This is a genomic window from Bradyrhizobium sp. (assembly GCF_028868675.1).
Taxonomy (GTDB): Bacteria; Pseudomonadota; Alphaproteobacteria; order Rhizobiales; family Xanthobacteraceae; genus Bradyrhizobium.
The window spans coordinates 1-6,109 of sequence record NZ_JAGWUA010000249.1 but is presented as its reverse complement, the minus strand read 5'-3'; the positions used below and the strand labels follow the sequence as shown (position 1 = coordinate 6,109).

Sequence of the window (6,109 nt, the reverse complement as noted above, 5' to 3'; positions counted from 1 at the left end):
GGCCATGTACCAGACGCCTTCCAGGTTGGGATTGAAGAAGGCGCGCTCGATGCTTCGCACCGGCAGCTCCTGCGCGATGCCGCGCGAATTGAGGTAACCGGTCGTCTCCTGCTGCACGATCGAGGACACGTAGCCGCCGCCGACCGCGGCCTGCGTCATGGCGGTGGCGTCGATGTTGAGCTGCACCGCCGGATCGCGCCGGCTCAGCACGTCGGCCTGGAAGCGCGGCGGGATGTCGAGCACGAAGGCATAATGGCCCTCGTCCATCAGCCGGTCGACGGCGGAACGGTCGATCAGCACCGGCCGGCGGAAATAGGGCTGCAGCAGCGCGTCGGCAATGCGGGTCGACAGCACCGAGCGGTCGGAATCGACGATGGCGATGGGTGCGTTCGCGACCTCGGTCGTGATCCCGGTCGCCTCGCTGTAGACGCTGAACGAGAACGAGTACACCACGAAGAACGCCAGCACCATGTCGCTGGCGAGACTCGCGAGCTCCTTGACGCCGAGGCGGAACACGTTGGAGAGCCAGCGCATCATGTCAGCCGTCCTGCTTGCGCAGCAGCAGGCTCGCCGCCACGAGATAGGCGACGCCGAAGGCGAGCAGCACGAGATGATTGGGATAGAGATCGGCGAAGTCGCGCGCCTTGGTGATGGCGCCGAGGCTGATGTTCTGGAACCAGAGCGAGGGAAAGCCCATGCCGATGAAGCGTCCGCTGCCCTGCAGGGCGGCAGCCGGATAGAGATAGCCGGAGAAGTTGACCGCCGGAACGGTGCAGACGATGGCGGTGACGATGATGGCGGCGACCTGGCTCCGCACGAACACGGAGACGAGAATACCGAACGCGGTGGAGGCGAACACGTAGAGCAGCCCGCCGAGCGCCAGCGCCGGCAGCGAGCCCTTGACGACCACGCCGAAGGCGAGGCCCGCCAGCGCCAGCAGGCTCGCGAAGCTCGCGAGGCTGAAGAGGACATAGGGCAGCTGCTTGCCGAGCAGGAACTCGGCCACCGTCGCCGGCGAGGCGTAGAGATTGGTGATCGATCCGAGCTCGCGTTCGCGTACCACGCCGAGCGCCGCCAGCATCGAGGGAAACAGCACCATGAAGATCATGACCAGTCCGGGCGTGAGCGCGAACACGCTGCGGAAATCCTGGTTGTAGCGGAAGCGCGGCTCGAACGAGACCGCCAGCAGGTCCGGCACCGCGCCGCGGCTGCGGCGCGCGAGATCCTCGACGACATAGGACAGCATGATGCCGTCGACGTAGTTGCGCGTCGTCTCGGCGCGGAACGGCATGGCGCCGTCGAGGAAGAAGGCGATCTCGGGCCGGTGGCCGGCGACGAGATCGCGGCCGTAGCCCGGCGGGATGTCGATCACCAGGCCCAGATCGCCGGCGCGCAGGCGGCGGTCGACCTCGGCCTCGCTCTGCAACGGCGCCTTCTGCCGGAAATAGCGCGAGGCGGCAAAACTCTCGACCAGCTGGCGGCTGTCGGCGCTATGGTCGCGATCGAGCACGGCAAAGGACAGGTTCTCCACGTCGAAGGTGATGCCGTAGCCGAAGGTGACGAGCAGCAGCAACGGACCGAGCAGCGCAAAACCCATGCGCACCCAGTCGCGGGACAATTCGCGCATCTCGCGGTAGCTGAAGGCCCACACGCGGCGCAGCGACGCCCGCAGGCTGGTGGCCGGCAGAGAACGGGTGGACGGCGCCGTCGTCCAGGCGGCGTGCGGCTCTTCCCCGACGGCTTCGCTCGGGTCGGCCTCCTCGAGATAGGCGATGAACGCATCTTCCAGATCGGCCGCGTCCCTGGCGCGCCGCAGCTCGTCCGGCGTGCCGACCGCGAGCACCTTGCCGGCATGCATGAGCGAGATGCGGTCGCAGCGCTCGGCCTCGTTCATGAAGTGCGTCGACACGAAGATGGTGACGCGGTCGCGCCGGGACAATTCGCCGAGCAGGCGCCAGAACATGTCGCGCGCGGCGGGATCGACGCCGGAGGTCGGCTCGTCCAGAATCATGATTTCGGGACGATGCAGGCAGGCGGCGGCAAGCTGCAGCCGCTGCCGCATGCCGAGCGGCAGGCTCGGCGGCTTGGCGTCGGTTGCCTCGGCGAGGCCGAAGCGCGCAATCGCCTCGTCGACGTGACGGCCGACGTCCGCGGCGGGAATGCGGTAGAGGCGCGCGTGCAGTTCGAGATTGTCGCGGACCGTCAGCTCCTCGTAGAGCGAGAAGCCCTGCGACATGTAGCCGACGCGCAGGCGCGTGGCGAGGTCCCCCGCCTCCACCGGACGCCCGAGCAGCTCGGCGCGGCCCTCGCTGATGTCGAGCAGGCCGGTGAGCATCTTCATGGTCGTGGTCTTGCCGCAGCCGTTCGAGCCGAGGAAGCCGAAGATCTCGCCGCGGCGGATGCTGAAGCTGACGTGGTCGACGGCGACGAAATCGCCGAACCGGCGCGTCAATCCCTCCGCGGCGATGGCCGGCGCGCCGCCTTCGTCCGGCGGCAAGGGCGCGACGGGCGCCTCCTCCGGCACGCTTGCGCCATGCAGCGCGACATAGGCCTGCTCGAAATGCGCGGTGCCGGTCTTCGCCAGCAATTCGGCGGGCGCGCCCTGCGCCAGCACGCGGCCGGCATCGATGGCGACGACGTGGTCGAAGCGCTCGGCCTCCTCCATATAGGCCGTCGACACCAGCACGGTGAGCGAGGGACGCTGCGCGCGAATGCCGTCGATCAGGTGCCAGAACTGCCGCCGCGACAGCGGATCGACGCCGGTGGTGGGCTCGTCGAGGATGAGCAGGTCGGGATCGTGGATCAGCGTGCAGCACAGCGACAGCTTCTGCTTCATGCCGCCCGACAGCTTGCCGGCGGGCCGGTCGGGAAACGGCGCGAGGCCCGTCGCCCGCAGCAGTTCCGCGATGCGCGCCTCGCGCTCCGCCGCCGACTGGCCGAACAGGCGGCCGAAATAGTCGACGTTCTCGGCGACCGAGAGGCTCGGATAGAGATTGCGCCCGAGGCCCTGCGGCATGTAGGCGATGCGCGCCATGATGTCGTCGCGGTGCGCGCGCGAGGCGATGTCGCCGCCGAGCGTCCGGATACGACCGGCCTGCAGGCGGCGCACCCCCGCGATCAGCGCGAGCAGCGTCGACTTGCCGACGCCGTCCGGCCCGACCAGCGCGGTGGCGCTGCCGGCGCGGATCGACAGGCTGACGTCGGCCAGCGCGGTCATCTTGCCGTAGCGATGCGACACCGCGTCGAGCGCGACCGCGACGGACTCAGCCGGCGACATCGGGCAACCGGACGGACAGCGCGGCGGGCCAGACCGCGTTCGGCATCACCTGGACATAGGCATTGCCGGTCAGCCCGGCCTTGACGTAGTCGCGATAGGTCTCGAGCAGCTTCGCATCGATGGCGAGCTTGACGCGGTACATTAGCTTCTGCCGCCCGTTCTGCGTCTCGACCGTCTTCGGCGTGAACTGCGCCTCGGCCGCGACGAACGAGACGGTCGCGGGAAACACCGCATCCGGAACCGAGTCGAGCACGATGCGCGCCTGCGAGCCGAGCGCGACGCGGCCGCTCTGGCCGGTCGGCAGGAAGACGGTCATGTAGACGTCGGAGAGATCGAGGATGGTGACCAGCCGGCCGCCGGCGGCGACCACTTCGCCGGGCTGCACCAGGCGATATTCGACGCGGCCGTTCACGGGCGAGTGCAGCTCGGAGTCGTCGAGCATCGCCTCGATCTGGGCGACCTGGGCGTCGGCGGCTTCCCTGGCCGCATTGGCTTCGACCAGCGCCGCGCGCGAGCCTTCGATTTGCGCGGCGGCGACGAGACTTTGCGCCCGGCGCCGATCGAGATCGGCCTTGGTTCCAGAGGAGGTCTGCTCGAGGTGGAGCGCGCGCTGCATCTCGGCTTCCGCGAGGTCGCGCTCCGCCTTGCGGATGGCGATGTCGGCCTCGGCGCGGGCGATGGCGGCGACGGCGCGCTGGACCGCGGCCTTGGCGCCGGCGAGTTGCGCCCGCAGTTCGGCTGTGTCGAGCTCGGCGATCAGATCGCCCTTCCGGACCGCGTCGCCTTCCCTGACGCGAACTTGCGCGACCCGCCCCGGGAGTTTTGAGGCAATGTCGACGCGCGTCACTTCGATGCGGCCGTTGGCGCTCGCAAGCCCCTCGGGCGTGAGCGCCGCCTTCATGTGCGTCCAGTAGACGTATCCGCCGGTGGCGAGCGTCAGTACCGCGGCGATGGCAAAGACGGCGGGGCCGCGCATGTACGATCCTGTATCCTGCTCGATCCATTTCCGATCGAACGTTTCGAATATCCCGGGATGGCCGGGGTCGATTTGCGTTAGGTCAATGGCTGCAGCGCAGGCTTGGTGGCGTCGCGGAACCAACGTCGTCTGGCGCAGCGCCCTGCCGGAGATCCGCCCATGCGAGCTCGCATCCCCGTCGGCCACTGTGCATGGGGTTGAACCTCGGATTTTGTCGGGAGCGGTCCCGGTTTCCTCGGAGGCTAGCCCGGCGCCCGTCCATACAATTGCCGGTACTCGTCCCGATAGCCGGCATAGGAGTCCTTCATGGTCGCCATGTTGAGCAGCATGGTCGCGACCAGTGCGCCGGTCCTGTCGAACGCGCGCGTGCGCGCCCAGGCGCTTTCGGTACGGCGGCTGCAGGAGAGCGCGACCACCTCGCGCTCGACCTCGTAGTCCTCATCGACGAACAGCGGCCCCTTCACGAGCCGGATCTCCTGATCGGCGAACAGGCCGACGGCCGGCCCCTTCGCCGGTAGCGGATCCTCCTTGGAGCGGTACTGGAACAGCACGCTCAGCATCTCCATCGGGATGATCGGCCTGCGCCACGGATTGTCCGATGTCGCGTAGAACGGCGAGTTCTCGGTGATGACCGCGAGCTTCTCGCGCAGCGAGAAGGGATAGAGATCGCCCATGTTCTGGTCGAACGCCATCCGCACGGTCTGGCGCTTGCCGGTCCGCGCCAGCTCCACATCGCGCAGGATGACGGGATCGGTGAGCGGCTCGAGCTCGCCGAGGCGTGCCTCCAACGCGGTCGGCACCGCGGGATTGCCGACCGAGGCCGTGCCGCGCAGCACCTCGGTGCCGTCGCGCTTGACCATCTGGATCTGGCATTGCCGCGCGCCGGCCGGCGGCTTCGAGACGATCGCCTGCACCTCCTCACCCTCGTAGCAAACCGCGCGATAGTGCACCGAGAGGCAGCCGCTCTCGAAGAAGGCCTGCCCCCACAGCCGCTCGCCGAGCGGAGCGAACTGGCTGAAATGCGTCGGACCTTCGATGGTGCCGCCCTTGAAGCCGAGTTTTTGCGCGGTCGCATCGTCGTGGATCGAGGCGTGGGAATCGTAGACCTGCGCCTGCAGCATCTGGCGCGGCCGGCGCCACGGGCCGACCAGGCCGTCGGCGGTCTCGGTGATCTCGGTGTCGAATGCGCGTGACGTCATGGCGGCCTCCGGGGAAGCCATGACTAGCAGGAGCCACAAGGATGCGGCCAGCGATATTGACATCGCCGGTACATGCTTTTCACTGCGCCGGCTCGCTTCGCGGGCCAATCAGGACAGGGAGCCGCTAAATGACGCTGATGCAGGTCGAGCTGGACGACAAATACCGGCTCGAATCCAAGCGGATCTACCTCTCCGGCGTCCAGGCCCTGGTCCGACTGCCCATGCTGCAGCGCGAACGCGACCGCCAGCAGGGCCTCACCACCGGCGGCTTCATCTCGGGCTATCGCGGTTCCCCGCTCGGCATGTACGACCACGCGCTGTGGCGCGCCAAGTCGCACCTGAAAGAGCACGACATCGCCTTCGTCCCAGGCCTGAACGAGGACTTGGCTGCGACCGCGGTGTGGGGCAGCCAGCAGCTCGGGCTGTTTCCCGGCGCCAAGGTCGATGGCGTGTTCGGCATCTGGTACGGCAAGGGCCCTGGCGTCGACCGCTCGGTCGACGCGCTGAAGCACGCCAACGCTGCCGGCACCTCGCGCCATGGCGGCGTGCTGGCGCTCGCCGGCGACGACCATGGCTGCCAGTCCTCCACGCTCGCGCATCAGAGCGAGCAGGTGTTCGCGGCGGCGCTGATCCCGGTGATCAACCCGTCGACCCTGC

4 protein-coding genes and 1 pseudogene are annotated in these 6,109 nt (G+C 68.4%); 1 reads left to right on the top strand and 4 read right to left on the bottom strand.

Features of this window, described 5'->3' with window-relative positions; translation table 11 throughout:
• The 4 genes from KGM94_RS22690 to KGM94_RS22675 form a co-directional block, all read right to left on the bottom strand.
• Positions 1 to 537: ABC transporter permease (locus tag KGM94_RS22690; RefSeq protein WP_366526265.1), on the bottom strand; the 537-nt coding region annotated here is incomplete at its 3' end.
• Between the two features lies 1 nt (position 538).
• Positions 539 to 3,277, bottom strand: a complete 2,739-nt coding sequence (gene rbbA / locus KGM94_RS22685; RefSeq protein ID WP_300264315.1) for a ribosome-associated ATPase/putative transporter RbbA — start codon at positions 3,275 to 3,277, stop codon at positions 539 to 541.
• Positions 3,264 to 4,253 carry an efflux RND transporter periplasmic adaptor subunit gene (locus KGM94_RS22680; protein ID WP_300264313.1) on the bottom strand — a complete coding sequence of 330 codons (990 nt, stop codon included), beginning with the start codon at positions 4,251 to 4,253 and terminating at the stop codon, positions 3,264 to 3,266. The genes rbbA and KGM94_RS22680 overlap by 14 nt, the downstream gene beginning before the upstream one ends.
• Before the next feature lie 242 nt (positions 4,254 to 4,495).
• Positions 4,496 to 5,452, bottom strand: coding sequence for a hypothetical protein (locus tag KGM94_RS22675; protein ID WP_300264311.1), 957 nt, complete (start codon positions 5,450 to 5,452; stop codon positions 4,496 to 4,498).
• 128 nt (positions 5,453 to 5,580) lie between these two features.
• Here KGM94_RS22675 and KGM94_RS22670 point away from each other — a divergent pair.
• A pseudogene (locus KGM94_RS22670) lies at positions 5,581 to 6,109 on the top strand (indolepyruvate ferredoxin oxidoreductase family protein); the annotation flags it as partial.